Origin of the sequence: Corynebacterium sp. KPL4015 (assembly GCF_040225725.1) — a bacterium.
Taxonomy (GTDB): Bacteria; Actinomycetota; Actinomycetes; order Mycobacteriales; family Mycobacteriaceae; genus Corynebacterium; species Corynebacterium rhinophilum.
On sequence record NZ_JBEHGF010000006.1, the window covers coordinates 22,379 to 47,674 of the forward strand.

The 25,296-nt window shown below is 59.3% G+C and carries 21 protein-coding genes and 4 pseudogenes; 13 read left to right on the top strand and 12 right to left on the bottom strand.

All coding sequences use genetic code 11. The features are described 5' to 3' along the window. Positions 1–3 precede the first annotated feature (3 nt). Both rplF and rpsH read right to left on the bottom strand, forming a co-directional pair. On the bottom strand, positions 4–540 hold the full coding sequence (gene rplF, locus ABRP64_RS03520; protein WP_284849840.1) for a 50S ribosomal protein L6: 537 nt from the start codon (positions 538–540) through the stop codon (positions 4–6). A gap of 15 nt (positions 541–555) precedes the next feature. Then, a complete protein-coding gene (gene rpsH, locus ABRP64_RS03525) occupies positions 556–939 on the bottom strand; it encodes a 30S ribosomal protein S8 (RefSeq protein WP_005276990.1) in 384 nt (127 codons plus the stop codon). 453 nt (positions 940–1,392) lie between these two features. Between rpsH and fdhD the strand changes: the two genes are divergently transcribed. Together fdhD and ABRP64_RS03535 are read left to right on the top strand one after the other, a co-directional pair. Further along, positions 1,393–2,211: a formate dehydrogenase accessory sulfurtransferase FdhD gene (fdhD, locus tag ABRP64_RS03530; RefSeq protein ID WP_349865446.1), complete on the top strand. Its 819-nt coding sequence runs from the start codon at positions 1,393–1,395 to the stop codon at positions 2,209–2,211. Between the two features lie 154 nt (positions 2,212–2,365). After that, the gene (locus tag ABRP64_RS03535) at positions 2,366–2,749 is read left to right on the top strand and encodes a hypothetical protein (protein WP_284849839.1); all 384 of its coding nucleotides are present in this window, start codon (positions 2,366–2,368) and stop codon (positions 2,747–2,749) included. Between the two features lie 18 nt (positions 2,750–2,767). Here ABRP64_RS03535 and ABRP64_RS03540 read toward each other — a convergent pair whose 3' ends face one another. Continuing rightward, positions 2,768–3,130, bottom strand: a complete 363-nt coding sequence (locus ABRP64_RS03540) for a hypothetical protein (RefSeq protein ID WP_284849838.1) — start codon at positions 3,128–3,130, stop codon at positions 2,768–2,770. A gap of 406 nt (positions 3,131–3,536) precedes the next feature. Here ABRP64_RS03540 and ABRP64_RS03545 point away from each other — a divergent pair, with 406 nt between their 5' ends. From ABRP64_RS03545 to ABRP64_RS03555, 3 genes are read left to right on the top strand one after another with little or no spacing between them, the layout of a single operon-like run. After that, positions 3,537–5,030 (top strand): pyridoxal phosphate-dependent decarboxylase family protein, encoded by a 1,494-nt coding sequence (locus tag ABRP64_RS03545; protein ID WP_349865448.1) that lies wholly within the window; start codon positions 3,537–3,539, stop codon positions 5,028–5,030. A gap of 36 nt (positions 5,031–5,066) precedes the next feature. Beyond that, positions 5,067–6,416, top strand: a complete 1,350-nt coding sequence (locus ABRP64_RS03550) for a lysine N(6)-hydroxylase/L-ornithine N(5)-oxygenase family protein (RefSeq protein ID WP_284770196.1) — start codon at positions 5,067–5,069, stop codon at positions 6,414–6,416. Continuing rightward, entirely contained in the window at positions 6,416–8,884 is a 2,469-nt protein-coding gene (locus tag ABRP64_RS03555) for a GNAT family N-acetyltransferase (protein ID WP_349865450.1), read from the top strand. The genes ABRP64_RS03550 and ABRP64_RS03555 overlap by 1 nt, the downstream gene beginning before the upstream one ends. Positions 8,885–8,939: 55 nt before the next feature. Here the strand turns inward: ABRP64_RS03555 and ABRP64_RS03560 are convergent. The 4 genes and pseudogenes from ABRP64_RS03560 to ABRP64_RS03575 form a co-directional block, all read right to left on the bottom strand. Further along, positions 8,940–9,722 (bottom strand): annotated as a pseudogene (locus ABRP64_RS03560) (formate/nitrite transporter family protein). 126 nt (positions 9,723–9,848) lie between these two features. Beyond that, positions 9,849–10,193, bottom strand: a pseudogene (gene rplE, locus ABRP64_RS03565) (50S ribosomal protein L5); the annotation flags it as partial. After that, positions 10,180–10,554, bottom strand: a pseudogene (locus ABRP64_RS03570) (iron chelate uptake ABC transporter family permease subunit); the annotation flags it as partial. The pseudogenes ABRP64_RS03570 and rplE (ABRP64_RS03565), both read right to left, overlap by 14 nt. Then, the gene (locus tag ABRP64_RS03575) at positions 10,555–11,502 is read right to left on the bottom strand and encodes an ABC transporter substrate-binding protein (protein WP_349865451.1); all 948 of its coding nucleotides are present in this window, start codon (positions 11,500–11,502) and stop codon (positions 10,555–10,557) included. 128 nt (positions 11,503–11,630) lie between these two features. On the opposite strand from ABRP64_RS03575, the gene ABRP64_RS03580 reads away from it, so the two are divergent. The 4 genes from ABRP64_RS03580 (at position 11,631) to ABRP64_RS03595 (ending at position 17,594) form a co-directional block, all read left to right on the top strand. After that, a complete protein-coding gene (locus ABRP64_RS03580) occupies positions 11,631–12,425 on the top strand; it encodes a siderophore-interacting protein (protein ID WP_349865453.1) in 795 nt (264 codons plus the stop codon). A gap of 165 nt (positions 12,426–12,590) precedes the next feature. Next, positions 12,591–12,740, top strand: a complete 150-nt coding sequence (locus ABRP64_RS03585; protein ID WP_284771294.1) for a hypothetical protein — start codon at positions 12,591–12,593, stop codon at positions 12,738–12,740. Positions 12,741–13,225: 485 nt separating this feature from the next. Continuing rightward, a complete protein-coding gene (locus ABRP64_RS03590) occupies positions 13,226–16,714 on the top strand; it encodes a choice-of-anchor M domain-containing protein (RefSeq protein WP_349865454.1) in 3,489 nt (1,162 codons plus the stop codon). A 304-nt stretch (positions 16,715–17,018) separates the two neighbouring features. Beyond that, positions 17,019–17,594: a hypothetical protein gene (locus ABRP64_RS03595; protein WP_284771292.1), complete on the top strand. Its 576-nt coding sequence runs from the start codon at positions 17,019–17,021 to the stop codon at positions 17,592–17,594. A 698-nt stretch (positions 17,595–18,292) separates the two neighbouring features. On the opposite strand, the gene rplE (ABRP64_RS03600) is transcribed toward ABRP64_RS03595, so the two are convergent. Genes rplE (ABRP64_RS03600) through rplN form a run of 3 tightly spaced genes read right to left on the bottom strand, consistent with a single transcriptional unit; the run spans position 18,293 to position 19,534 of the window. Continuing rightward, on the bottom strand, positions 18,293–18,844 hold the full coding sequence (gene rplE, locus ABRP64_RS03600; RefSeq protein WP_023025194.1) for a 50S ribosomal protein L5: 552 nt from the start codon (positions 18,842–18,844) through the stop codon (positions 18,293–18,295). Between the two features lie 2 nt (positions 18,845–18,846). Continuing rightward, a complete protein-coding gene (gene rplX, locus ABRP64_RS03605; RefSeq protein ID WP_005276967.1) occupies positions 18,847–19,161 on the bottom strand; it encodes a 50S ribosomal protein L24 in 315 nt (104 codons plus the stop codon). A gap of 4 nt (positions 19,162–19,165) precedes the next feature. After that, a complete protein-coding gene (rplN, locus tag ABRP64_RS03610) occupies positions 19,166–19,534 on the bottom strand; it encodes a 50S ribosomal protein L14 (RefSeq protein ID WP_121910625.1) in 369 nt (122 codons plus the stop codon). A gap of 403 nt (positions 19,535–19,937) precedes the next feature. On the opposite strand from rplN, the gene ABRP64_RS11685 reads away from it, so the two are divergent. Further along, the gene (locus ABRP64_RS11685; RefSeq protein ID WP_410755986.1) at positions 19,938–20,174 is read left to right on the top strand and encodes an ABC transporter permease family protein; all 237 of its coding nucleotides are present in this window, start codon (positions 19,938–19,940) and stop codon (positions 20,172–20,174) included. A 4-nt stretch (positions 20,175–20,178) separates the two neighbouring features. Further along, positions 20,179–20,541: pseudogene (locus ABRP64_RS11690) on the top strand (ABC transporter permease subunit); the annotation flags it as partial. A 67-nt stretch (positions 20,542–20,608) separates the two neighbouring features. Here the strand turns inward: ABRP64_RS11690 and ABRP64_RS03620 are convergent. Beyond that, entirely contained in the window at positions 20,609–22,636 is a 2,028-nt protein-coding gene (locus tag ABRP64_RS03620; protein WP_284771291.1) for a sucrose-specific PTS transporter subunit IIBC, read from the bottom strand. A 123-nt stretch (positions 22,637–22,759) separates the two neighbouring features. Then, the gene (locus ABRP64_RS03625; RefSeq protein WP_284852593.1) at positions 22,760–23,968 is read right to left on the bottom strand and encodes a glycoside hydrolase family 32 protein; all 1,209 of its coding nucleotides are present in this window, start codon (positions 23,966–23,968) and stop codon (positions 22,760–22,762) included. A 20-nt stretch (positions 23,969–23,988) separates the two neighbouring features. Between ABRP64_RS03625 and ABRP64_RS03630 the strand changes: the two genes are divergently transcribed. Together ABRP64_RS03630 and ABRP64_RS03635 are read left to right on the top strand one after the other, a co-directional pair. Next, complete coding sequence (locus tag ABRP64_RS03630) at positions 23,989–24,873, top strand: carbohydrate kinase family protein (protein WP_284852594.1); 885 nt, start codon at positions 23,989–23,991, stop codon at positions 24,871–24,873. Beyond that, positions 24,870–25,265 (top strand): multidrug transporter, encoded by a 396-nt coding sequence (locus tag ABRP64_RS03635; protein WP_284771288.1) that lies wholly within the window; start codon positions 24,870–24,872, stop codon positions 25,263–25,265. Before ABRP64_RS03630 ends, ABRP64_RS03635 begins: the two co-directional genes overlap by 4 nt. The last annotated feature ends 31 nt before the right edge of the window (positions 25,266–25,296 follow it).

Consider the following 25,296-nt stretch of genomic DNA (forward strand, 5'->3'; position numbering starts at 1 on the left):
TGCTTACTTACCCGTCTTTCCGACCTTGCGACGGATCTGCTCGCCTTCGTAGCGAATACCCTTGCCCTTATAAGGATCGTCCTTACGCAGGCGACGGATATTAGCGGCGATCTGTCCGACTAGTTGCTTGTCAATACCGGTAATGGACAGCTTGGTGTTGCCGTCCACTGCGAAGGTGATTCCCTCCGGAGCCTTGATGAGGATCGGGTGGGAATAGCCCAGGCTGAATTCCAGGTCCTGGCCCTTTTGCTGCACACGGTAGCCGACACCAAAGATTTCCATCTTGGTGGTGAAGCCCTCGGTCACGCCGATGACGGCGCTGTTGAGCAGCGAGCGGGACAGGCCGTGCAGTGCACGGTGCTTGCGGTGATCATCAGGGCGGGAAACGGTCAAGATGCCGTCTTCCACGTTGATGGTGATCGGATCCGGAACGTTTACGCTCTGGGTACCCTTAGGACCCTTGACCTCAACGTCTTGGCCGTTGATGTTGATTTCGACGCCGTTTGGTACGGCGATCGGTGCTAGACCGACTCGAGACATGTGTCAAACCTCCCTTTACCAGACGTAGGCGAGAACTTCTCCGCCTACGCCCTTCTCCTCAGCCTGACGGTCAGTCAGCACACCGTGGGACGTGGAAATGATAGCCACGCCCAGGCCGCCCAAGACCTGTGGCAGTTCGGTGGACTTTGCATACACACGCAGACCCGGCTTAGACACGCGACGCAGACCAGACAGGGAACGCTCGCGGTTGTTGTACTTCAGCTCGAGGGACAGAGTGTGGCCCTCAACGGTGTAGTCAGCGATGTAGCCTTCCTGCTTCAAGATGTCAGCAATGTTTGCCTTCAACTTGGAGGTAGGCATCGACACGACGTCGTGGTGTGCGTTACTTGCGTTACGCACGCGCGACAGCATGTCGGCAATAGGATCAGTCATAGTCATATGAGTGACCGTGTACCTTTCTCGTTGCGGTTCCCGTGCTCACCAAAGCGTTTTCCGTGTGATTTCGGGCTACTCACGCTCCTCACGGTCAATACCGCAAGGCGCTCGCCACCCTTTGATTCAGACAACGGTCCGCTGTAGCCGGCGAGGGGCCTACAACAAAGTTGATGTTCAATTCTTTTTCGGCTCTGCGTTTTGCCAGTTCAACACGCAAATACAATAAACTTTGCGTGCATACCGGGTGAACCGCAGGCACGCCGAAATATCCTACGGTATATCCTGCGGTTTTCCAAATAGAACCCCGACATTCATTATTGTCGAATACAGCGCCACATGATTGAGGAATAGTTAGATGAGTACCGATAACGATGGTTCGATCCGCACCGCCCACCAGTGGCGTGAAGAAGCCGCGCAACTATTAAAACTCGAACCACACGAGGAAGCGTTGAAATAATGGCCAGCCGCAAGAATGCTACCTTTGCTGTCACTAAGGTCCGCCTGGGTGAACACGCGCAGGTTGATACCCGCGCCGATACCGTTGCTGGCGAGGAACCGCTTGAGATTCGCGTGGGCGGACAGACCATCACCACCACCATGCGCACCCCAGGCCACGATATCGAGCTGGCACACGGGTTCCTCCACTCCGAGGGGCATATCGCTGCGCTTTCCGATGTCACCACAGCCCGCTACTGTTCAGGTGCCACCGCCCAAGGCATGAATACCTATAACCTACTGGACCTAGATCTGGTGAAGAATACGCCGCTGAGTTTGAGCGATCTCCGCCTGACTACGACGACGTCTGCCTGCGGCGTATGCGGTACATCATCCATTGCGGCGCTGACAAAGCAGTCGCGCTACCCCATCCCGCAGATCCCTGTAGATCCACAGCTGGTAGTCCAGTTGCCAGAGAAGCTACGGGCCGCCCAGAAGGAATTCCGCAAAACCGGCGGAATCCACGCTGCCGGCGCGTTTACCCTCGCGGGCGAACCGGTAGTCATCCGCGAAGACGTCGGCCGCCACAACGCCGCGGACAAGGTCATCGGCCACCTGCTCATGGAGGGCTTGCTTCCGGCCAGCGATCTCATCCTCGTGATGAGCTCGCGCGCCAGCTTCGAGCTCGTGCAGAAGGCTGCGATGGCGGGCTTCGGCCAGCTCGTGGCGGCATCGGCAGCCTCCTCGCTCGCCGTGGACACTGCCCGCAAAACCGGCATGGCGCTCGTCGGCTTCGCACGCGGCGACCGCTTCAACCTCTACTCGGGAGACCTGAAATGAGCCTTATCGATTTCCTCGTCAACGTCGAGCTGGACACCCCGCGCCCCGACTACCGCGCGCTGCTCATCACCGCACGCAACGTCACTTCCCCGGCTGCCGACACCCCCGCCGCCCCGTCAGCGTTCCAGCCCCATGTCGCCGCGTGGCGCACGGCGTGGCAGAACGCCGGGCTCGATCCCGCGCTTTTGAGCTGGGCGCCCAGCCTTCCGATGCCCCCGTGGTTGCCCTCGGCAACGCCGTCGCCCGCCGTTTCGAGCTGCCGATCACGACGTTTGCCCTCGATGGCTTCGAGGGCCCAGTGCGCATCGAGGTAGGAACCGCTACCGTGCGCGATGCCGCGGGTAGTGCCGCGCGGCGCTTCCGGCCCGAGCACCGAGTCCAGCCCACGCCGGAGATCACCAGCGTGCTCTATATCCTCGAGGCTCTGGATCCGCTCACGGACGACGATTTGCGCCTGGCGGCCGATGACATCCTCGACGCCCTGCGCACGGCGAACCCTGATGTCGAGGTCGCCCAGCGCATCCTGCGCCCCGAATAACTCCGCGCCGAGTAAGCGCTAGTGTGCAGCGCGCACGTCGAGGAACCCGCGCAGCAGCGCATTGCGGCGGCGGGTGCCGGACTCGAAGGTCTCGGCGTCGTTGCCGTAGGCGGCATCGACTTGCGCGTACACCTCGTCGAGATGCGACATGTCGGGCACTCCGGCGACAAGCTCGGTGTCCCAAGCTCCCGCGATATGTTCGATAATCGACTTGATGCCCTCGGGGCCGCCGCCCAAGCGGTTGGACTCGAACGGGCCTGTGGCCGCGTCGGCGAGTTCTGCGCGCACGTCCGTCATGCGCACCTGCCACCCCGCGTCGACGAAGCGCTGGGCAAACGAGAAACCGATCAGGCCGCCACCTACAAGCAATGCTGTCTTCATGTTTTCTAGCCTAAGCCTCTTGGCTCGCGGCCACACGGTTTGCTGTATGGCCACCGCCACACAAAAGGTCTACAAGAATTAATTTATCCCGCCTCAGCCTTGCCCGGAGCGAAAGACGCGTTTTTACACCCCGACCTCGCCCCGCCCTGCGCCCGCAACTAACCCGTAGAAAATGCACCGCACGCCCATTCTTTGCACTCACCCCTGTGCCACTCCTGCTACGCCCGAGACCTCGGCTGTCGACCCCGCGCACTGCGCATCAGACCAGCGCTTTCACACCCTTCCCCGAGCCGGTGCAGCAAACACATCCCGCCGTGACCACGGATAACAGCAGCATGCCCGCGCGCAGCACCACTTTTCATTAGATACTTTTACCGTAGCCTAACTTATGTTAGCGTCTCCTAACATGCACAAAATTCGTCAGGAGAGACCGGCCCCGTTCGTCGATTCCTTCGTAGGAGCCGATCCGACTGCATTAAACACAATCATCCACCACAGCCAGCACACCCTCACGCAGTATCTCGCCGAGGGCGACGCGCCACGCTCCGGTCGCAACGCCCATGAGACAGCAGCGGCCGTCACACGCGTTGACCTCGAGCACCCAATTGGTACATTTGACGCCGCGTTGGCTGAGCTTCGCGAACTCTGGCTCGACCACGCCGTGTGGTACCACCACCCGCGCTACATCGCCCACCTCAACTGTCCGATCACCGCCACCGCCGTGGGCGCGGACCTGCTCGCCACCACAGTTAACACCGCGGTCGAAAGCTGGGATCAGGCCTCGAGTGCCGCCGCAATCGAAGGCCACCTCCTCGAGTTCTTCGCGCGCAAGCTGCGCTGGCCGCAAGACCCGCATTCCCGCACCCGCGGGGTCTTTACCTCCGGTGGTACGCAATCCAACCTGCAGGCGCTCTATATTGCGCGCGAAAAGGCGCTGGGCGCCCAGGGCGTGCAGGGACTTTCCCAGTTGCGCCTCTACACCAGCAGCCACGCCCACTACTCCGTGCTGCGCGCTGCCCACCTCCTTGGGCTTGCGGATACCGCCGTCATCACTATCGACTCGGATGCCGCACACCGACTCGACCCGGCTGATCTCGCCCGGCGCATCGCGGCCGACGTGGCGGACGGCTACACGCCGATGGCCGTCGTGGCCACCGCTGGGGCAACCGACCGCGGCACCATCGATCCGCTAGAGACCATCGCCAAGGTCTGCCTCCACGCTGGGGTGCACTTGCATGTCGACGCCGCGTACGGGGGTATCCTGCTGCTCTCGCCCACGCGTCGACACCGTCTGCGCGGCATCGACGCAGCCGATAGCGTCACCGTCGACTTCCACAAGGGCTACTTCCAGCCGGTGGCCTGCAGCGCGATTCTCTTGCGCGATCCCGCTGACTGCGCCCTCGTGTCGTGGCACGCGGACTACCTCAACCCCGAAGACGCCACCGACCACAATCTCGCGGACTTCTCGCTCCAAACCACGCGTCGCTTCGACGCGCTCAAGCTCTGGATGACGCTGCGCACCCACGGCGCCGACGCCCTCGGGGAGGCCTTCGACGCCTGCTGCGCCGCGGCCCGCGATGCCGCCCGGCGCGTCGACGCCCATCCACGCTTTGCACTGCGCGCCACACCGGAGCTTTCCACGGTGCTGTTTACGCCTGCCGATGCCCCCGCCAGCCTCGTCCAGATCGTCCGCCAGCGCTTGCTCGAGCGGGGCGACGTAATTATCGCGACCACCACCTTCGAAGGCGCGCCGTGCTGGAAGTTCACCATTCTCGATCCGCAGCTGCGTGGCACAGATATCGACGCGATCCTCGGGCTCATCGAGCGCGAGATGAACGCCGTCGACCAAGCCAACGCTCAACCGAGCCCCAGCGTTCTCGCGGTACAACCCGCGCGCTAGACCACGACCCACAGAAACTTAAAACAGGAGTTTGTCATGTCTTCTTCCACCACCGCCCGCACTGCCGCCGTCGCTGATGCCGAATCTAGCATTAAGCCCTATGATCTGGTGGGCATCGGGATCGGGCCGTTCAACCTGGGCTTGGCGGCGCTGAGCCAGCCGCTGGTTGACGGCGGCGTGCTGCGCGCGGCGTTCTTCGATTCGCGCGCGGAATTTTGCTGGCACCCCGGGATGATGATTCCTGGGACGACGATCCAGGTTCCGTTCATGGCCGATCTGGTCACCCTCGCCGATCCCACGAGCCCGTACAGTTTCCTCAACTACTGCAAGCAGCAAGGGCGCATCCACCAGTTCTACATCAAGGAGGATTTCAACCCGCTGCGCGAGGAATACTCCGATTACTGCGCCTGGGTCTCCCAGCAGCTGAGCACGCTCGAGTGGAACTCCACGGTGACGTCGGTGCGCCGCGTCGACGATCTGTGGGAGGTCACCGTCAACGGGCCGCGGGGCACCTGCACGGTGCTCAGCCGCAACGTCGTGGTCGGAGTGGGCACCACGCCGTTTATCCCCGGCGAGCTGCGGGCTGCGCCGGAAGCCGGGCTCGCCGTGCACTCGGCGGACTATCTTGAGCACAAGAAGGAGTTGCTCGCCCAGGAGTCCGTCACCCTCATCGGGTCGGGGCAGTCCGCGGCCGAGATTTACGCCGATCTCATGGAACCTGCCGCGTACCGGGGCACGCGGCTGGACTGGGTCACCCGCTCGGGGCGCTTCTTCCCCATGGAATACACCAAGCTCACCCTCGAGATGACTAGCCCCGAGTACGCGCAGTTCTTCCGCGGCCTGGACGCCGCGACGCGCGACCGGCTCAACCGCGAGCAGCGCAATCTTTACAAGGGAATCTCCGGCCAGCTCGTCAATCACATCTACGACACCTACTACCGGTTGTCCATCACGAAGGGCCTGCCGCGCCCATTCGCCTCGACGCTCCTGGCCGGCTGGAGCGCGGCACTGTGCGACACAGACGCGTCCGCCCCGTTCCAGCTGACGTTGACCCACGGCGAGACCGGCGAAACCCGCACGCACGCGACAAACGCGCTGGTGCTCGCCACCGGCTACAAGGCCCCGCTCTTCCCCAGCTTCCTGGAGACCGCACGCGAAGAAGTCCAGTTCGACACGGCCGGGCGCCTGGCCATCGATCCCGGATTCGCCATCGACGCCGCCCAGTCGCTCTTCGTCCAAAACGCCGAGGAACACCTTCATTCGCTCATCGCGCCCGACCTCGGGATGGGACCGTGGAGGAACTCCATTATTCTCAAGGCCATCACCGGCCGCGAGTACTATCCCATCGAGCGTTCCGTCGCCTTCCAGACCTTCGGGGGTCAGTAATGCTCAATACCGAACGTGACGACATCTTCACTCCCCACGGCACGGTGCGCCTTCGCCCGCTCACCCCCGCCGACACCGAGCTTGTCCACGGGTGGCTCACCGATCCTCACTGCGCATTCTGGGGTATGCAACAGGCCAGCGTCAACGACGTCGCCGTCGAATACGACCGGCTCCGCGCCTCCCCGCACGAAGAAGCCTGGATCCTCGAGCTGCACCCGCACCCTGCCGCCCCGCACAGACCGATGGGCATCGTCGAGGACTACGACCCGCGCCGCGTGGTGCTGGACTCGGTGTTGGCCGAGGCTGCTAGCTCGGAGGCTGCTGGTATCAGGGAGTTGACGCTGGAAGAGCCACTACGCGGACTGCACTTCCTCGTCGCCCCGCCGGCCGGTGCCCACGTTTCTGGGCTAACCAGTAGCCTTTTCGCCGCGGTCATCCGCTGGCTCATCGATTGCCGGGGTTTCCGCGAACTCCTCGTGGAGCCCGACGTAGCCAATGGCGCGATTCACCGCAAGAACGCCGAGGCCGGCTTCCTCGATGTTCCGGGACTTAACGAGATCCGCCTGCTCCAAGGCGGGCACACGAAGACGGCACGGGTGCAGCGTTGTACCGCCTCAGACTTCTATTCCTCAGCGGCTGCCGCGCGCGCCTCGCTGTCGCCGGTGGCGAATGCGCTGTGCGCGGCCGAGACCGCTGAGCGCCAGCTCATCGCCAAGGCCATCCGCGAATTTAGCCATGAAAGACTGCTGACGCCAAGCTTTCACCCGGACTCCGAACGATGGTCGGTCCACTTTGGGCCGCGGGAGCTGAGCTTTTCGGCCCACCAGTACGGGCTGGCGCATCTCGAAGTCGTCCCCGAAAGCATCGAAGCTGCCGATGCCGCCCCGCTGCACCTGGCCGAGCTCATCGCCGGGGCCGCAGAACAGCTGGGCATACAACCGGGGTTCCTGCACACCTACATCGAGGAGATTCAGGCGACCCTCGTCGGCCGTGCCCGCGCCCTCGCGACGCGCCCCGCCGCGCAAAGCTTGCGCGCACCGCAGCTCGCCGCCAGCGCCCAGGAGCGTGCGAATGCCCAGGCGGACTATCTCGTGACCGCTGAGTCAGCAATGTATGAGGGGCACCCCGGGTTCCTCGCGAATTCGGGGCGCGGCGGGATGAGCCTTACCGAGCTGCGCGCCTACGCGCCGGAGGCGGGAGCCGACATACACATCGTGTGGCTCGCCGCCAAGCGGGAGCACTGCGTGGTGGCGGCATCAGAAGACGTCGCGGACCTAGCCGGGTTCTTCGCCGAGCAGCTCGGGGACCTCGGTCCGCGCTATGAACAGGCGCTCGCAGAATTGGGCTGCGCACCGGATGACTATGTGCCGCTGCCGCTGCACCCGTGGCAGTGGGACAATTGCATCTCCACGATCTTTTTTGACCAGCTCATTTCCCGGGATCTGGTGTACATCGGCACCAGCAGCGACCTATTCCGTCCCCAGCAGTCGCTGCGGACGTTCTTCAACCACTCGCGCCCGGCGCTGCCGTATGTCAAGACGGCCGTGGGCATTCGCAACATGGGGTTCGTCCGCGGGCTCTCGCCGGCGTACATGGAAACCACGCCCGCCATCAACGATTGGTTAGCCCAACAGCTCAATGTCGATCCGGAATTCCAGGCCCGCAACGTGCGTCTGCTCAAAGAAATCGTCGCCGTGGGCTACCGCGGCGACACCTACCACCGCCACCCGCTGCCCGCGGGCTCAACAAGCGAGCGTGAGAAAATGCTCTCCGCGCTGTGGCGCGACTCGCCCATGCCGCAGCTATCCGCCACGAGCGTGGCCGTGACTCTGGCGGGCTGCCTCTACGTCGACCCGGCAGGCGAGTCACTCGCCGCCGAGTGGATCGCACAATCGGGTCTGCCGCCGCAAGAATGGCTGCGCCGGCTGCTCGACGTGTACCTTGTCCCAGTCCTCCACGCGCTCGCCCAGTACGGAATCGTGTTCATGCCGCACAGCGAGAACGTGATCCTCGAGCTCGACAACGGCGCGCCCGTCGGCGCGTTCTTCAAGGACCTAGGAGAAGAGGCCGCGGTCGTCGACGCCCGCGTGGACGTGCCTGCGGGACTGGAGCGCCTGCAGGTCGATCACGGCGACTTCACCGGCGCCCAGCGCGCGCTATCTATCCACACCGACGTCCTCGACGGCGTGCTGCGCCACCTCGCCGCGCTCTTCGACCGGAAGGGATTGCTCACTGAGACCGAGTTTTGGCTCAGCTGCCGTGCAGTCGTGCTGGATTACGAACGCCGCTTCCCCGGCACGCTAGAGAAACTCCCGGTGCTCGCGTCGCAGTTCAAGCACTCCTGCCTCAACCGCTTGCAGTTGCGCAACCCGCTATCGATGGTAAACCTGGGCGACCAGGAGTCCTCGCTCATCTACGCCGGGGACATGGACAACCCGTTGCATTCTTCAGAATCGACGGCGCGATAAGTAAAGGCCAACCCCGCTCGTGCGGGGTTGGCCTTCTCGCGTACTACGCCGCAGCCTAGTCGCGGTATGCCTCCGGGCCCTTGTTGAGCCAGGCGTACACGCCGCCGATGAGGAAGCCGCCGCCAATGACGTTGCCCACCCAAACGATGACCCAGTTGGTCAGCACCGCGCCGAGCGTGAAGTGCTCCGGGAACGCGCCCGCGTCAAAGAACGTGAGGCACACTAGGCAGAAGTTCGCGATGACGTGCTCGAGGCCCATGCCCACGAACGCCGCGATGAACGGGACGATGACGATGAACTTCGAGATGATCTCCTTGGCGAAGATGCCACCCACGATGGACATGTTGACCACGAAGTTGGCCAGGATGCCCTCGACGAGCATGCCCGCCGGCCCCTTCGCCAGCTTGGCGTCGGTGAGCGTGACGATGATGTGATCGACCGGCAGGTTGCCGAACTTCGCGGAGACCCCAACGCGACGGCGAGGTTCGCCGCACCCACGAGGTTGAACACCGTGGTCACGATAATGAGCCAGAATGCCTTTGCCCATGTCACCTGCTTATTGGCGGCTCCGTAGACCATGAACAGCATGTTGCCGGTCGCAAGGTCAGCGCCCAAGATGATGATGGCAAACAGGCCGAGGCCGAAGAGGAAGGCGAAGGCGACGCTGCCCAAGCCTTCGAAGTTCTTTTCCACCGCTTGTGCCACGGCGCAGGCAAAGGCCGTGCCGATGAGCAGGTACACGCCACAGGATGGCGCGCACGATAAAGCGCGACGGCGACTGGTCAAGCAGAGCGGTTTTCTTCGTGACCGCGGCGGCCACGGACTCATTGAGGGACATGCAGACAATCCTTGAAAGAGGAGCAAAATCGACCCATACATGGTACCCCACGCATGCGAAAACCCCAGCCTGCGGTGCCCGAAAGGGGGCATCGGAAAGCTGGGGCTTAAGGCCGTAAGCGAGTGCTTACTTGAACGGGAAGCCGAGCTCGCGCAGGAGCTTGCGGCCCTCCTCGTCGTTGGTAGCGGTGGTAACGACGGTGATGTCCATACCACGGGGACGATCGATCTTGTCAATGTCGGTCTCGTAGAACATAGACTGCTCGGACAGGCCGAAGGTGTAGTTGACATGGCCGTCGAACTGCTGATCAGAGAGACCGCGGAAGTCACGAATACGTGGCAGCGCGATGGTCAGCAGGCGGTCCAGGAACTCCCACATACGGTCGCCGCGCAGGGTAACGCGTGCGCCGATGGGCATGCGCTCACGAAGCTTGAAGTTCGCGATGGACTTCTTAGCACGACGCGCCTGCGGTAATGCCGATAAATCCGGGGTCCGCTAGCGGGTTCCTGGTCCACGATTGCGCCAAGACACCGGCGACGGCAAGGGCCGCGCCGGCGAAATAGGCCAAGAAGGTGCGCGGCATGCGCAGGTTCCACACGATATCGCGGATATCCTGCTCCCCCGCTCCGCGTAGCGCGGCGATGACCTCATCGGGCGGAATCGAACGCGAACCTAGCACCAAGGACGCCACCGCCAGCACGAGGCTGGCGAGGATGAGGGCAACGAGGAACGTCTTGCGACCCTTTCCCCGCGTCATCACCGGTGTGGCTGTGTGGCTTTCCGTTGTGGACCCCGTCTGGATTTTCTGGCCGCCTTGCGTGGTTGCTGACAATTACAGCTTCTCTTCAAACTTATCCATTGCCCACGGAATGGTCACTGGGTTCGGCATGCTCATGGCGTTGCCGGTATCCGTGTCCAGGTAGCGCACGCGCCCATCCTTGACAATATCCAGGCCCTGGAAGGTCTTATCCTTCTTCAAGACATCCGCGGAGCCGTTGTAGTCCAAGACGAAGAGGTGATCAACCTGGTTGAGCTTCGCGTAGTTTTCCGGGGCAATGTCAACGAAGAAGCTGCTGCCATCGCCCTGCAGCTCATCCGGGATCTCCATGCCTAGATCCTCGATGAACTGTCCGCGCCCGTCCTCATCGGTGTACAGGCCAATCTTGCCGTCATAAGGCATGACGATGGCCGCGGACTTGCCCTGCAATTCGGTGTGCTCGCGGCGGAATTCCTCGAAGGCCTTCTCGGTATCAGCGATAAGCTTATCGCCTTCGTCTTCCTTGTCAACGGCGTCCGCGATGGCCTCTACCTGGTCTTCCCAGGGAACCTGCCAGTCTTCATACTCATCCGGCTTGACGGTGGTCGGCGCGATCTCTTCCAAGGATTCCTTCGTGCGCGCATCCACTGCCTGGTTCACCGCAATGATCTTGGTGGGGTCTGCAGCGGTGATCTGCTCAAAGGTCTCCGCGGTAAAGCCCGTTGCGGTGTTGTAGATGACCTCCGGCTTTGCATCGCCCAGAAGCTTCTTTGCCCACGGGCCAACGCCGGAAGGATCGCCATCGCCCTCAGCGCCCCACGGCGCCACCGTCACGGGAGTAATACCCAGGGCGAGCAGCGTATCGGCATCACCCAAGCCCAGGCTAGCCACCCGCTCCTCGCTGGCTGCATCGGTGGACTGCGTGCTCTCATCGCCCTCACCGCGCGAGCAACCGGCTAATGCGACGGCTCCGACGGACAGCAGTGCCACAACACCCATGGTACGGCGCCCAAAAATCTTCATGAGGCTAGCCCTTTCAATCAAGGAGGAAAATAACGTTGCTCATCTTAGACGCCGGCCCAGTGCCTAGGCAAGGCTTAGCTTTGCAGGAGTATGTTGGGTGCATGAACTCCTCCCTACAATCGTCGCCGATGCCTGAACACCAACTGATTCCCGTTACCTTGGCCGCCAATAAACAGATCCGCCCGCGCCTGCACCGTTTGACGTTTCACGCCGAGGTCTTCCGGACGTATCAGCTCGTCGGCCCTGATGAATTCTTTGGCCTCGTCATGCCGCAAGCCGGGCAAGAATTCTCACCCTTCCCCGTCGACGGGGTCAATATCCGGGCAGCCGTTGCCGCTATAGGCGAAGAAACTAGGCCCGATCTGCGCTGGTACACCATTCGCGCGCTCCACCCTGAGGACGCCACAGTCGATGTCGACGTGGTGACCCACGGCGATTCCGGGCCCGGCTCGCGATGGATTCGGAACGCGCAGCCCGGCGATACAGCGGGGTTCTTTACCTGCAACGAGCTGTGGCAGCCAACCGAAGCACCACAACTATTGGTCGCCGATGCCTCCGCACTGCCGGCCCTGCGACATATCCTCGCCCACCAAGAGGGCCATGACCCGGCGATGCTCGCCCGTACTGACGTTATGGCCGTGGTAACTAGCGATGACGAGGTAGAGCCTGGGCTCGCGGCCAGGTGGGAGGCGAGCGTACGCAGCCTTCGCGTGATTCGCACCGAGCCGCACCAGGAAGCGGAATCTGTTGTTGCCGCGCTGAAAGCAGATTATGCCGGTGCGCCGGCACCAGGCTACGTGTGGGTTTCCGGCGAAGGGGACTTGGCGAAGAAGGTTCGGGGCCTCGCGGTGAAAGACTGGGGCCTTTCTTCAGACGACGTCACCTGGGTGCCCTACTGGTTCTATGGAAGAGCCCGGCCGTAAAGAAGAACTTGAGTTCAGAGGGTCGTTGCAACGATTCCCATCATCAGCACGATCGATCGCAGCCTCAATACGCCCGAACGCAGCATCAGCTCGCCTCAAGGACTAGATACTAACGAAGTTTCTGCAGAAAATGCTCCCGTAATCGAACCGTCTGCAGGTGTAGAAATGTTTATCCTTGCCATTGACGTCCATGCGCAATTTGCCGCGGGCGCATGCCGGGTAGTCGATGGCGCTATAGACCCCGACACCATGGACAAGGCCTGCACTTATACTGCCGCAGACCGCCCCTACTCCCTGCCCGGAACAAATGCCTAAGATATCGTCGTTATCGCTGGGCACACCGGCGCCGCCGTACCTGCCGGTTCCAATAATCTCTACGATGGGTCAACTAACGGGCACAAGGCCACCATCGGCGACAAGCTATGTGTGCGCACTGGAAACTCTGCCCAGAACTGGCTCATCTATACCGCAACCGATCTCTATGACTCCGGTAAACAAGGCCTAGCCGGGGACTCAAGCGTATGGGGACACGAGGGAACTACCCGCACCGCAGACGACAGAGCTTCACTGCTCAGCAACACTGCGGTCACTCGCCCGCCTTTCGCTTATCCGCTCCTTTTCCTCAGCCTTACACCGTCCCCGCTTCCGCAACCGGAGGTGGGAAATTTCTATATCTTCTTTCCCAGCTCTCGGGCAAAGGCTCACTATTTTTCAACAGTGTTAACGATAACTGTTTGCAACAGTGTAATATTCGCCCCAGCTGTATAAAAGTTCACTGCACTTAACCTTGGGAGAACCTTATGCCCTTGCCCAACTCATTAACCCGCCTTGCCACCATAGTCGTGGCCTTGGCGCTCGCGTTATTCTACGCTCCCTTCGCCCTCGCTAAGGAAGCCCCCCTTGTCCGCACCCAAACGCACGTGGATTCCCCGCACGCGGTGTGGAAGGACGGAAACTTCAAACTCATGTCCAATAGTGCGGGCCTAGTCCCCATCGAGGACACGATCAACTGGGTCAGCCACGGCCGCGTCGATGGAGGCTTGGGGGCCTATGCCTGGCGCGTTCCTGATGACCCGCGCTTCGAGTTTCTCAATGCCGAGAAAAACCAGCTCATGTACTACGGCGGCCCCGCGGTCGGCTTTCCCAAAAACACCATGCCCATCTGGGCTGGGTTCGGTGCCGCCGCAGATCTTCCCACCGATCAATTCCGCGATAAATCCTTCAACATGGAAATCGTTGATTTCAAGGGCCCCGGCCGCATGGAATTGTTTACCTACAGCGACGAGAACTATCCCCTCAACCGCCTCTGGTCCTCTCACGACCCAGGATTCCGTACCACCTGGGTTAATGCAGGCACGCATACGCATAACGCCACGACGTTTACCCGTCCTGGCCACTACGAAGTAACCTACCGCGCTTCGGCTCGAAAGAAGGATGGCACCTTCATCCACTCCGAGCCACAAACCCTGGTATGGCAGGTAGGCGGCACCAACCCCGCCGAGCGCACGATTACCGACCTTGAAGCTGCCTTTAACGACGCCAAGTCTGAAGGCTCCGCAGGCGAAGATTCCGAGTCCAACACCCCTATGTTTAAGATGGCGCCCTCCACGGCTGATACCAAGGGCGCGAAGGAAGGCATCCTCACCACGCTCTCCCTCGATACCGGCAATGCCAAGGACTCCGGCCGCGCCGTATTCACCATCAACGGCCACTATCTAGCCGAGCGCAAGGTAGAAGGCGGTAAGGCTTCGTGGGATGAAATGATTGGTGATGAAGAATCCAACTTCCAAGCCATCTTCATTCCCGACAATAATTCCCCAAGCCCACGCTGGGTATCCGAACCCATAAAGTTCTGGACCAGCACCGACGGGGAAAAAGACGGTAAAGATGCGGAAGCTTACACAACGAAAAGCGGCGAGCTTCCTACCCCAGAGATGGAAGAGTTAGAGCCGTTTGAGACCGATCCCCTTGAGATCACGAGCCCAAATATCACCGTTTCCACCAGTAAAGTGTACGGCGAGGACGACCGTAATATCGACATCACCGTAGCTCCCAAGGATGACCGTACCACGGTGCGCGTTACCGGCGGCTTCTACAAAGTAAATGGCGAACCGATGACTAGCCTGCCGCAGAACGCTGTTGCAGATTGCGAAATCGGCTTTACTTCTGGGCCGGGGCTAAGGACGAGCAAGCAACTCATCGAGGGCTGTAAGCAGCCCGGCTACCAGCTCATGCTACGCATCGTTCCTGATTCGCGCTCCAATGCCGGCGGCGCCACGCTATTTAGCCATACCCATAAAGACGCTTATAAGCCGGTAGCTGAGACCACCGTCTCGTTCCCGGAGGCTTCCGCTTCCGGGGATGCACCGGAACAAGAAGGATCGGAGAAGCCAGAAGACTCCAACGCACCAGAGAAGCCGCAGGACTCGGAAGAAGCAGAAGAGTCAGAGGGTTCCGCCCCAACCGAAGAGTCTTCCCCTGAGGCACCTTCCACGACCCCAAAGCCTTCGGTTCCCAGTGTCCCCAAGCCCAAACCGCAGGGCCCGAAGGATAAGGACGCCCCCAACAAGGAGCTCAATCTGCACCGGGGTCACGTCGATATCGCCCCTATCCACGAGGATGGTGAGCTACACCTGGGCATCAAGGACGAGACGAACCTCTACCACATTGGTGCAATCTGGCGTAAGCCATCCGATGTCTTTTTCAGCGTTCCCAAGCAGGTCAAGACCACCTTGGACAAAGACATCCCCCACTTTGGAAAGAAAGGCAGCGCTGCCTACGTCCTGCCAGAGACACAGCGCACCGGCGTGGTGTGGCCTGGGATAAGCACCGAAGATGCCTACCAGGACACCAAGAAGAATTACACCTTTACCTTTACCCCCGTCAAAGCCCCGAAGGACGGCGAATGGTTGGCATACCTGGCTGATCAAACCGGCCTGGACCAGCGCCTTGCCGGCAGCGATGGTACGCATTCCTATACCACCGAAGGCCCAGACCACATGCACCTTAACTGGGCATTCAACAAGCCCGGTACGTATGAAGTTGGTGTCACGGTAGCCGAAAAAGACGGCAAAACCGCGAAAAAGGCCATTCTGCGTTTCAAGGTAGCTAGCGAGGATTCATCATCTGCTACCCCACCAACTAAGGGAAACGACAATGCGTCTGAAGGCGGATCCAACGACAGTACCGATGGCACGACCGAGAACGATGCCGGAAGCTCCGCCGATAACGGCACGGAAAGCACCGCGCCGTCGAAAGAACGAAACCCAGAGACAACGGAACCTGCTCCCAGCGCAACACCGTCCCAGAAGCGCGAGATTACCAAGGGCCACATCGACTTCGGGCCAAAGGTTGTGGACAATAAGCTCGGCTTCTATGTCAACGAAGACGACCGCCACAACGTGCCTGAAGACGTAGCGCTACGCGTTCACGATACGCAACGCGTGCCGGTCGCTGACTCTCTGGCTAAGACCCTGTCCTTTACCGGAATGGTAAAGACTGGCTCGACGATTTACCACCTGCCATTACAACAGGATCACAATGCTGTGTGGCCGGGATGGGACACGATCAAGGTCGGGCAAGACTACCGTGACGCTGCTATCGAGGTTCGCCCCAAGTCGGCACCTACGGACGGAAAATGGTGGGCCGGCCACACTGCCTCCCTGAATACACCGGAACGAACCTTGGCCGATAGCAACGGTACCCATACGATTAAGGGCGTTGAGGACGGGCCTTTCCATGTCCACGCGCACTGGATTTTTACAGAACCAGGCCGCTATGAGATGGACATGCGTGCCGTCAACCACAACGGCGACAAACTCACCGACTGGCACACCGTTACCTTCCTCGTGGGTGATTCAACCACCCAGCCCGGCGGAAAAGGCGCTGCCGAAGAAGGCGATAAGGAAGAGGGCAAGCCCGCAGACTCCTCGAAGAATAAGCAACCAGGTGCTACCAAACCGGATAACGGCCCGAATAGCACCGGCACTACTAAGCCGGGATCCGATAAGTCCAACGCCTCTAACTCATCTGGATCAAATGCGGGCGCCAAGGCGGCCAAGGGCAATAGCGCTGGGAAGTCAGAAGGCTCCAGCAAATCCACTACCGCTAAGGGCGCAACGAACGGGGGCTCTGGACCTGGCTCCGGATCCGGCGGAGGTTCCTCCAACTCCCACAAAGGTTCGCTGGCTTCCACGGGTGCCAATGTCGGTTGGGTACTCGTGCTCGCTGCAGTCTTTATTGGCGCCGGCATAGCCCTGATGAAAAAGCGCTCCAAGAACAGTCAGTAGCCCTTTGACTCCAGAGACCGTTGCACCACCCCATTGCGACGGCCTCTCAATTGGAACTGATCCACGACCTTAAAAACCAATAAGCATCAACCTATACCGCAGATCTGAGCCTTGAAAAGGGTCGAGTACCAGCTCGGGCCGGGCTCATTTTGCGTTTTAAAGTGGTTATTTACACCACAAGCCTTTAATTCTCTCCCCGAATAGGGGTGGAAGCTAAACTGAAGCGCTGCATTGACATAGTTCAATGGGATAGCCTGGGTTTTACCAAGCTTCCTGATTCATCCCCAATTAACGAAGAAACATTATGCGAAGTAAATTTAGCTCAATCGCCTTGTCCGCACTTTTGATCACCAGTGGAGCTATAGCTCCAGCCACTGCTCAGGAACCTTCCGCCGTCACGTCCGAAAACTATGTTGAATTGTTCAACTTTGGAGATGAGTATTCTCACGACCCTCATAAACGGCGATCCCAACTAAAGCGTGATGATTTCCAAAAAACATCTGAAGTAGTCCTCTACGGAAGAAAGGTGGAAACCTACAAAAAGGTTTTCCCGGAAGGAATTTCTGTCGAGTACGACGTACTGGGCGATCCTGTGAAAGCTTCACCGGCTTCATTCGTAAGGTTCGAATGGGACTGGGGTCCCCGTATTTACATGACGGGCGAGGAGTTTTGGAGCCTTGGTGCTTCTGGGTTCGCAGGTACTGTCTGCGGGCTCTTAGGAAAGTCAGTAAAGTTCGGCACCGCATGTAGCGTTGCTGCAACCGCAGCGTGGAATAAATTGACTGCTAAGCGAAAATGGGCCCATGACGATCAATGTTATGACCTAAGCCAATTCATGAACATTGGATGGGAGAAAGCTCCCCGTGAGAAGTGCGATTAGCTTTGTTTAGTCGCATATCGAAATCTATTTTACTTCCTGCCAGCATTCTTGTATCCACTTGTGTAGCGGGTTTTTTCTGGGGAGAATTAAGGCTTTTCCCTCTTGTTATGGCAGTAATATACATGGCCCTGCACTACGCCTTTATACGTAGAGATTCTTACCCAAGATCGGAATCTGGGGCTTTTATCGTCGGATTTGTACTATCCATTTTTGGTGGATTAATGAATGCTTCAAACTACACATTCGCCGTTGGGCTAATGATAGCTTCGACGTTCCTTATGTTTTTAAAGCTTAATAAGGAGGACACGACCGGACCAAGAAAGTGAAGTGTCTGGCCGTATAGCCTTTACCATGGCCACTGATATTCCCATCTACTTCTGCCACCCAGGACCGCCGTGGGAACGCGGCAGCAACGAAAACACCAACGGCAGGCTCAGAAGAAACCTTGCCAAAACAGTGACCTGTCCATCTACAGCGCCGAGAACCTAGAGATGATCGCCACCAATCACAAACCATGCAAAGCACTCAACTGGCGCACATCAGCCGAAGTCCTGACCAACGCCCTGACACAAACCGGTAGTATCACACCCAAGTAACCGTCATCGTTGCAATGACCCCTAGAATCCACAGATGACAACAAAATTAAAAGGTCCCAACTCCTTCCATGGAGTTGGGACCTTTTAGCGCTCTATCTCTATTTACTTGAACGGGAAGCCGAGCTCGCGCAGAAGCTTACGGCCCTCCTCGTCGTTGGTAGCGCTGGTAACGACGGTGATGTCCATACCACGGGGACGATCGATCTTGTCAATGTCGATTTCGTAGAACATAGACTGCTCGGACAGGCCGAAGGTGTAGTTACCGTGGCCGTCAAACTGCTGGTCAGACAGACCGCGGAAGTCACGAATACGTGGCAGCGCGATGGTCAACAGGCGGTCCAGGAACTCCCACATACGGTCGCCACGTAGGGTAACGCGTGCGCCGATGGGCATGCCTTCGCGCAGCTTGAAGTTCGCGATGGACTTCTTAGCACGACGCAGCTGTGGCTTCTGACCGGTGATAGCGGTCAGGTCCTCGAGAGCACCATTGATAACCTTGGAGTCACGAGCGGCTTCGCCAACACCCATGTTGACTACGACCTTGGTGACGCCAGGGATCTGCATGACGTTGTCATACTTGAACTCTTCATTCAGGTTTTTGCGGATTTCCTCGCGGTAGCGAGTCTTCAGACGCGGGGTGTAGTTCTCGCTCATTTTTAGATGTCCTTCCCGTTGCTACGCGCGATGCGGACTTTTTTGCCGTTCTCGTCGAAACGGTAGCCCACGCGGGTCGGGTTACCCTCAGAGTCAACGATCGCTACGTTGGACACGTGGATCGGGGCTTCTTGGGTAACAATTCCGCCGGACTCGGCGCCACGCTCAGTAGCGGAGTTTGCGACGTGCTTCTTGATGCGGTTAACGCCCTCAACGAGGACCTTTTCGCGCTTCGGGTACGCCTCGATGACTTTGCCCTTCGCACCCTTATCTGGGCCCGAAATGACAATCACCATATCTCCCTTATGGATCTTCATAAGATTAGATCACCTCCGGTGCTAGAGAAACGATCTTCATGAAACGCTTATCACGGAGTTCACGAGCAACCGGGCCGAAGATACGGGTACCGCGAGGTTCGCTATCGCCCTTCAGAATAACTGCAGCATTCTCATCAAAGCGGATGTAGGAGCCGTCCGGACGACGGGTTTCCTTCTTCGCGCGGACGATAACTGCCTTAACTACATCGCCTTCTTTTACGCTGCCGCCTGGAACAGCGTCCTTGACGGTGGCGACAATTACGTCGCCGATGCCAGCGAAGCGTCGGACTGAGCCACCGAGAACGCGGATGCACAAAAGTTCACGTGCACCAGAGTTGTCGGCGACGCGCAGACGCGATTCCTGCTGAATCACTATGGGTCTCCTGACCTGGATTGATGTGCGACAAGATTTCCGTCCTTGCCACACGCGGTCTACAAACTTGCTGTGCGCGAACTTTTACAACGAACACCGTACGGCGTCGATGGGTCTCGGACCGGCGATTCGGAAACGCACCACTGCGGACCGACCAGCTCTCGCAACTAACATATTGAACCACATGAACTAGCTACTTCCAAAACACAAAAAGCAGGGTTTTCACTTCACAGCGGTTGCGTCCTTTAGCGGGGTGCATCTGTAGCCCGTGGTAAACCTCGTACTCTTTGAATCCAGCCTTTCCTCTGCCCCTCAGCAACCCCTGACTCAGCAGTTGGTAAAGACCGTGCTTCCACGGCATCTTCCAGCGGCAGGGTCAGCTCAATGCAGAAGTAGTGAACTAATGGACTTAACCGAAATTTTCGATACCAAGGTTTCTATCGATCAGTATCTAGAGGCCGGCTGGCAAACCCTTTATATGGTGGGCATTTCCCTCTTCCTGGGGACAATAGGCGGAGTTACCCTGGGAATCATCCTGGCCCTTGCTCACCCGCAAGGCATGTACCCCAACCGTGTGCTGTTCAGGATCACAGACTTCCTAGTCAATACGGTGCGCTGGTGCCGCTTACCATCTTCATAGCGCCTTCATAGCGCCGTTTATGGCTCGCCTCATCGAGCAATCGGTGCTGGAAGTTGGTGAAGGCATCCTAGAAGCAGCGGAATCCATGGGCGCTTCCCTATGGCAAACCATCCGCTATTTCTTGCTGCCGGAGGCTAGGGCTTCGATAATCTTGGCACTGACTACATCCACCATCACCTTGATTTCTGCCGCCGCGATGGCGGGCACCATCGGTGGTGGAGGCGTCGGTGACTTGGCGGTCTCCTATGGTTATCAGCAATTCGACACCGTAGCCATTATCTTCACCGTGATTATCCTCATCGTGGTGGTACAAGCAATCCAAGGCTTGGGCAATGCGCTCGCCCGTCGGGCGCGCAACGGCGCCTAATGAATACCAACAAGTAAAAAGGCTGGGGTTTATCCCCAGCCCTTTCTTGTATCAGAAAGCCCAGCCCTTAAGACGTAGCTTTCTTCGCAGTAGTCTCCGCAGTCTCCTGCCCAGCCTTTGGATCCACGGTAAATAGGTCCGTCCCAGAACCGATGAGCTCGCCCTCGCGGAAGGCCGCGGTGGGAATAACGGGGCCAGTCTTCTTGGCATTTGACACAACGACTGGCGTCGTTACCGGCAGGCCCGCTTCCTTGATAGCCTCGATATCGAATTCAGCCAAGACCTCGCCTTGCTTGACGGTATCGCCCTTATTGACATGCGAGGTGAAGTGTTCGCCCTTGAGGTTTACCGTATCGAAGCCAATGTGCATAAGGATGTCAATCGGCCCCACCGCTGGGTCCTCCACGCGCAGGGCGTAGGCGTGGTGGGAGGGGAAGGTCACGGTGATGGTGCCATCGGCAGGCGCAACGAGCTTGCCGACGGTCGGTTCGATAGCAACGCCTGTACCCAGCTTGCCCCCGGCAAACATGGGGTCCTCAACTTTGGATAAGGGCACGGCATTTCCCTCTAGCGGGGAAAAGATCGTCGCGGCATCTGCGGCGGCGGCAGCGCTGGCAGCAGACTCTTCAGCGGCCTCGTCGGCCAAAGCCTGCGCGGCGGGAGGATTGACCTCATCCGGATCAATAGTGCCATTGCGATGAATGAGCACGCGCCCGTACAGGTAAGCCCCGATGAAGGCTACGGCGAAGGCGATGACACCACACAACAAGAAGGTCGGGACAAAGCGGGGAACGGAGACGAAGCCAATGAAGCCGGCGGCACCGAGGGCATCCGCAAGCACGCCAAAAATGGCGATGAACGTAGAGGCGATGGCTGATGCCGCCATACCGATATAAAACGGCCAACGCAGGCGCAGGTTAACACCGAAGATCGCGGGCTCAGTAATACCAAACAGCGCCGAGATACCGGAGGCACCGGCCAAGCCCTTGAGCTTTTCGGAACGCGCCAGGAAGTACACGGCCAAGGCCACACCACCCTGGGCGATATTGGCCATCGAGGCAATGGGGAAGATGAAGGAACCGCCCTCATTCCACAGCATCGTCTCAATGGGCGGGAAGGATTGGTGTAGACCGGTAATGACGATCGGTGAATAAACCAGACCGAAAAGGAAGCCGGCCACAGGACCTGCAAAGTCATACAGGTTGGCCAGCCCCATGCCCAACCATTCACCGGCGGTACGCAAGATTGGACCCAGTCCCATAAAGGTAATAAAGCCGGTCACCAGCAGGGTAAGCAGGGGCGTGAGCATGAAGTCCACGGTGCCCTTGAGGTGCTTGTGTAGGAACTTTTCAATCGTCGCCAAAATCCAGGCGATGACCAAAATAGGCAAGATGGACCCCTGGTAGCCGGCCTGGGCAACGTCTAAGCCAAAGATATCCCAGTAGGGCATCTCGCCATTTTCAATAGCCTCAGCAACGTTATAGCCGCTAACCAAATCTGGCATGACCATCGCCATGGCCATGCCCGCACCGAGGAATTCATTACCGCCAAAGCGCTTAGTAGCAGTAAAGCCCACGAGGATAGGAAGGAAGGCAAAGGGGGCGGATGCCAGGAGGTTGACCAGCCCGGCAAACCCTTCCCACGAGGGATACATTTCGATGACTGATTGATCCCCAAATAGTCCCGGCGCGGTCAGCACATTATTTAATGCCATCAATAGACCGCCGCCGAGCAGGATTGGGATTAGCGGAACAAAGATATCGGCCAAGACCTTGACCGCACGGGAGAACCAGTTCCCTGATTCCGCGGCAATATCCTTGAGGCGATCGGTGGACACGGCGACGTCCTTGGAAATGGACTTGGTCATTTCCTGAAAGACGATATTGACATCGCCCGGGCCCACGATGACCTGGAACATGCCACCGGCTTCGAAGGTGCCCTTCAGATCTGGATCGTTGTCTAGCGCTGCGGTATCTACCCTGTCCGAATCATCCAAGACCATGCGCAAGCGCGTGGCGCAGTGGGCAAGGGCAATAATATTATCTTCGCCGCCTAATGCCTTGAGGGTGCGGGCGGCGACCTCTTTATGCTCCATGGACCAACCTTTGTTATTTAGGTCACATTAAATGACCGAATGTGATTGACTACTTCCTATTTAAGTCTGTTTGTACCTAAATGTCCACAAAGCAAAAGCTGTCGGCCCTAGTTCCGCAGGGTCTTAGTCCAGCGGCTCCCATGCCTGCCAGGGAGCATCGCCAAAGACCGCGAAAGCCGCGGCGATGCGCCCGCCACCGGCAAAGACTTCTACGGCGCAGCCATCAGCAATCAACCGCATTTCTCCATCGGGGCACGCGATCGGCTCGCCACCATTGAAAGAGATGGTGCCACCGCCTTGCACCACGCGGAACGCTTCGTTGCCAGTGGCATCGACAAGCGCATATGCCCCCTCCCCCGTGACATCAATGGTCGAGCCAAAGCCCTCCCTGCCGCGGGTTTCCGGCAGTGCAGACCACAGCGGTTCTTGGCACAGGTAGTTATCCTCCAGCCACAGCCGCCGCGGAATAGTCAAGGTATGCACCCATCCCTGCGTTGGAGTCTCATCATGAGCGGGCATGCCTATCCAGCCCAGCAGGATGTTTTCCTCGGTTGCCTGCGGCGCATAGAACTGCGTGCCGTGATCCAGCAGGGTAAAGCCGCGCTCAACGTGGAAATTAAGCCCATCCAAGGTCCCGACGACGTAGCCGCAACGGTCCGTCTCATCCTGTGGACAGAAAATGAGCACGTGCTTATCCCCAAAGGTCAGCAGGTTGGGGCACTCCCACATATAGCCACCGGGAAGCTGCGCGGGATCATCAAAAACAAGCTCTCCCTGGAAATCCCACTGCTTTAAATCCCGCGAGTAATACAGCACGATGGTTCCGCGTTCATCTTCCGTTTGCGCACCAATGACCATGCGCCATCCCTCCCCAGCGCGAGAAATATGGGGATCGCGGAAGTGGCCGGTATATCCCTCCGGGGAATCAGCAATAAGCGGGTTAGCGGCATCGCGGACATAAATCCCGCCTTCCGGCCCGGAGGGGTCCATGACCCGCACGCGATTCTGTGAGGGGATGCGGCGCCCGGCTTCTTTCAGGTTTCCGGTATAAAAAAGCCACACGTCAGTGCCGTCAACCACGGCCCCGCCGGAGTAGCACCCATCCTTGTCATAGGGCAGGTCAGGATAGAGCGCATCGGGGTAATGTCGCCACGGAGCGGGCGCGGACACCGTCGTGGTGGCGTGACCCCAGCCAGTCCGCTTGGGCTCGTGCGGAAAGACAGGGTCATGCTGGTAATACGCGTGCAGAATATCGCCATCCACAAAAAGGCCATTGGGGTCATTGAGGCGGCCCAGTGGCGGGGCGAGGTGAAAGTTCGGTCGGTGGTTCATGTCCCCGATACTATGGAACTATGACTATTCATGTGTGCGGCGAAGGCCTCGTGGACTTGGTTCCGGTATCCCCCGGCCGCTTGAATGACCTCACCCCGGCGTTGGGCGGCGGCCCCTTCAACGTGGCCATCGCCGCGGCACGCTTGGGCGCGGACGTGGAGTTCCAATCACGGATTTCTACCGATGGGTTTGGCCAGGAATTATTCCGGCGCCTTGAGGAAGAAGGCGTCGAGACCGCCCACGTGCAGCGCGGCGAGGAACCGACCACCCTGGCGGTGACCACCATCGCGGATAACGGCACGGCCTCCTATAACTTTTATGTGGAAGGCACTGCGGATCGCTTCGTTGAACCCAAACTAGTTCCGGCAGATATTGCCTGCTTCGGCACCGTTTCCTTGGCCTTGGAGCCGGGTGCTTCCCGCTACGCGCAGCTGCTCAAGGACTTCGCCGCACAGGGAACGCTCGTGGCCCTAGATCCCAATATCCGGCCCTTTTATGCCACCGAGGCGCATAAGAAATTCCTGACGGATTTGCTGCCTCACATCTCGGTGCTGAAGTTATCGGATGAAGAGGTGGACTTTTTAGGCGAAGACTTCACCCACCAGGTACCCATCGTGGTCACCACCCGCGGCGGCGATGGAATTAGCGTCAGGGCTGGGGATATTTCCCTCGACGTTCCCGCAGCCGCGGTTGAGGTCACCGATACCATCGGCGCCGGCGACACCATCATGGCAGCCCTTTTGACGCAACTGGATGAACGCGACCTCGATGCGGACAAGGCCGCAGCACTAAGCGCCGAACAGTGGCGCGATATCCTCCACTTCGCCGCCACCGCGGCCGGCATCACCGTCTCCCGCACCGGCGCCAATCCCCCACTGCGCAAGGAAGTAGAGTCTGCCCTATGAGCTACACCAAGCGCACGATGTGGATACACCTGGGGTTATTCCTCTTAGCGTTCCTCGCCTTCATCCTCCCCGTTGTCGTCGGCACCGCAGCCCTGCTCCCGCTGTGGCTCTCGGGTGGATTAAGCATCGCCCTGGCAGCGGCCGCGCTTATCGATGCCGCCTTTAAGTTCTTCGCTCCCGCTTCCCCACGCAGTCTCAAGCTGCTCTCCGGAATCGCCGGCATCGTGCTGCTGGTGGGCTGGGGAATCTGGATCTACATCTACGGCAATATGGCGGAGGTAGGCACGGGAACCTACCGCATTGGCAATTTCCTCCTCAGCGTCGGCTGCGTGCTCAGCCTCTTCATCATCGCGATTTCGGTTTTGGATATCCGCCGGTTGGCGCGGCAGTAGCCGATCTGAGCAACACGCTCCCCGCGCTTAG

Excerpts from the sequence above, each read along its gene's own strand:
- ABRP64_RS03545 (WP_349865448.1), top strand. The coding sequence starts at position 3,537 with ATGCACAAAATTCGTCAGGAGAGACCGGCCCCGTTCGTCGATTCCTTC.
- rplX (WP_005276967.1), bottom strand. The coding sequence starts at position 19,161 with ATGAAGATCCATAAGGGAGATATGGTGATTGTCATTTCGGGCCCAGAT.
- ABRP64_RS03625 (WP_284852593.1), bottom strand. The coding sequence starts at position 23,968 with ATGAACCACCGACCGAACTTTCACCTCGCCCCGCCACTGGGCCGCCTC.
- ABRP64_RS03635 (WP_284771288.1), top strand. The coding sequence starts at position 24,870 with ATGAGCTACACCAAGCGCACGATGTGGATACACCTGGGGTTATTCCTC.
- ABRP64_RS03630 (WP_284852594.1), top strand. The coding sequence starts at position 23,989 with ATGACTATTCATGTGTGCGGCGAAGGCCTCGTGGACTTGGTTCCGGTA.
- rplF (WP_284849840.1), bottom strand. The coding sequence starts at position 540 with ATGTCTCGAGTCGGTCTAGCACCGATCGCCGTACCAAACGGCGTCGAA.
- ABRP64_RS03575 (WP_349865451.1), bottom strand. The coding sequence starts at position 11,502 with ATGAAGATTTTTGGGCGCCGTACCATGGGTGTTGTGGCACTGCTGTCC.
- rpsH (WP_005276990.1), bottom strand. The coding sequence starts at position 939 with ATGACTATGACTGATCCTATTGCCGACATGCTGTCGCGCGTGCGTAAC.
- ABRP64_RS03580 (WP_349865453.1), top strand. The coding sequence starts at position 11,631 with ATGCCTGAACACCAACTGATTCCCGTTACCTTGGCCGCCAATAAACAG.
- ABRP64_RS03550 (WP_284770196.1), top strand. The coding sequence starts at position 5,067 with ATGTCTTCTTCCACCACCGCCCGCACTGCCGCCGTCGCTGATGCCGAA.
- rplE (WP_023025194.1), bottom strand. The coding sequence starts at position 18,844 with ATGAGCGAGAACTACACCCCGCGTCTGAAGACTCGCTACCGCGAGGAA.
- ABRP64_RS03595 (WP_284771292.1), top strand. The coding sequence starts at position 17,019 with ATGCGAAGTAAATTTAGCTCAATCGCCTTGTCCGCACTTTTGATCACC.
- ABRP64_RS03540 (WP_284849838.1), bottom strand. The coding sequence starts at position 3,130 with ATGAAGACAGCATTGCTTGTAGGTGGCGGCCTGATCGGTTTCTCGTTT.
- ABRP64_RS03590 (WP_349865454.1), top strand. The coding sequence starts at position 13,226 with ATGCCCTTGCCCAACTCATTAACCCGCCTTGCCACCATAGTCGTGGCC.
- ABRP64_RS11685 (WP_410755986.1), top strand. The coding sequence starts at position 19,938 with ATGGACTTAACCGAAATTTTCGATACCAAGGTTTCTATCGATCAGTAT.
- ABRP64_RS03620 (WP_284771291.1), bottom strand. The coding sequence starts at position 22,636 with ATGGAGCATAAAGAGGTCGCCGCCCGCACCCTCAAGGCATTAGGCGGC.
- ABRP64_RS03585 (WP_284771294.1), top strand. The coding sequence starts at position 12,591 with ATGTTTATCCTTGCCATTGACGTCCATGCGCAATTTGCCGCGGGCGCA.
- fdhD (WP_349865446.1), top strand. The coding sequence starts at position 1,393 with ATGGCCAGCCGCAAGAATGCTACCTTTGCTGTCACTAAGGTCCGCCTG.
- ABRP64_RS03555 (WP_349865450.1), top strand. The coding sequence starts at position 6,416 with ATGCTCAATACCGAACGTGACGACATCTTCACTCCCCACGGCACGGTG.